The sequence below is a fragment of the Sporosarcina luteola genome (assembly GCF_007991495.1).
Classification (GTDB): Bacteria; Bacillota; Bacilli; order Bacillales_A; family Planococcaceae; genus Sporosarcina; species Sporosarcina luteola.
Window position 1 is genome coordinate 1 of sequence record NZ_BJYL01000075.1, and the last position, 1778, is coordinate 1778.

The 1778-nt window shown below is 45.8% G+C and carries 1 protein-coding gene; it reads left to right on the plus strand.

Features of this window, described 5'->3' with window-relative positions:
* Nucleotides 1-122 precede the first annotated feature (122 nt).
* Entirely contained in the window at nucleotides 123-1400 is a 1278-nt protein-coding gene (locus SLU01_RS17810; protein WP_147060869.1) for an IS110 family RNA-guided transposase, read from the plus strand.
* Nucleotides 1401-1778: the final 378 nt, after the last annotated feature.

The window sequence follows — 1778 nt, forward strand, 5'->3', positions numbered from 1 at the left end:
AAGGGAGCATTCCTGTTAGAAGCTTTTTCGGGGACTTGAACACAAAGAGCCCTCTTGGTATGATGCGGGGTGTCAAATCTGCACGAATTGACCCCTAATTTAAATACCAAGGAGGACTCATCATGAATTTTACGCAAAACGCTAAAATTAATCAAGTTACAGATAAAACGCTGGTAATCGGAATGGACATCGCCAAGCGTACACATTACGCCTGCATGGTCGATGAACGTGGCCTGCTCCTTAAGAAATCGTTCCCTGTACATCAATCGAGACAAGGGTTCGAGTACTTCTATGAATGCATTCTTGACGCAAAGAAACAATTTGGTAAAACCGATGTCATTATCGGCATTGAGCCAACCGGTCACTACTGGCTCAATCTAGCTTATTTTCTCGACGATCGGGGCATCCCCCTTGTCATGTGTAACCCGTTGCATGTAAAGAGGTCCAAGGAACTTGATGATAACCTTCAGACGAAGAATGACGCTAAGGATGCACTAGTCATTGCGCGTTTAGTGAAAGACGGCCGATACAGTTATCCACGGATATTGAGGGAAACAGAGGCTGAACTGCGTGTAGGTGCGGCGCTCAAAGGCAATCTGACTGAAGAATTGAACGCTGTCAAAAACAAGATGATTCGCTGGACCGATCGCTATTTTCCAGAATTTCAACAGGTATTCCCGAAGTTCGGCAAGATGGCCCTCGCAGCGCTTGAATGTACACCTTTTCCTAACGACATAGTGGGCAAAGAGCCAGCTGAACTGATTGAAATCTATCGAAGTGTCGAAGGGATGAAATCCCCTCAGATGCCGAAAGCCAAGAAACTCATCGATGTAGCACTTATTTCAATCGGCGTGACAGAAGGACAGACGATGGCCCGTATTGAAATCGCCACACTCGTCCAACGCTATCGCCAACTTGAGAAGGAACTTGAATCGCTTCAGGAACATTTAACAGGGCTTATTCAGACGACAGTCGATTACGAATACCTTCAAACGGTTCCTGGTCTCGGAAACGCAACGATTATTGAATTACTGTCTGAAATCGGTAGTTTCTCCCACTATAATCATCCACGCCAATTACTGAAACTCGCGGGATTAACACTTAGGGAGAATTCCTCCGGCCAGCACAAAGGCCAGAAACGTATTTCAAAAAGGGGAAGACGCCAGCTGCGTGCACTGCTCTTTCGTGTCATGGTGCCGATGATTCGGCATAACAAGGCATTTCGACAACTGCACGAGTATTATACGACAAGAACGGTGAACCCTTTACGCAAGAAACAGTCCATTGTAGTTCTTTGTGGAAAACTACTGAAGGTACTGCACGCAATGTGTACGAAGCATATGGGATTTGATGCCGAACAGATGATGAAGGACGTTCCCAAGCTCGAAAGAGCAGCCTGACAATTACATTCTGAGTGAATGACTAGAAAATTGGATGACACGGAGAAGCCGGCATTATCCACACCATTCGACCAAAGAGTCCCTAAGGGAGCTTCGCCAGCCTCCGCCTTATGACTAGACCGAACGAAGGAATGTAGGTGCTTGACGCCAAGAGACATGGGAGGGTACGTCATCATAAGTTATGCGGAGATCCATAGTGCATCGTATACGGAACGATCATCGCAACCATTATTTACCTGCGATGACCGCGTAGCGTACCCGAGTTTGAAAGAAGATTTGGACATTAATTAATTACTGGTAAACAGCGTGTCAAAAAAATATTTTCGACACCCTTACAACGGCTCAAACTGTTGATACATCAACATTTATAGAGGGAGT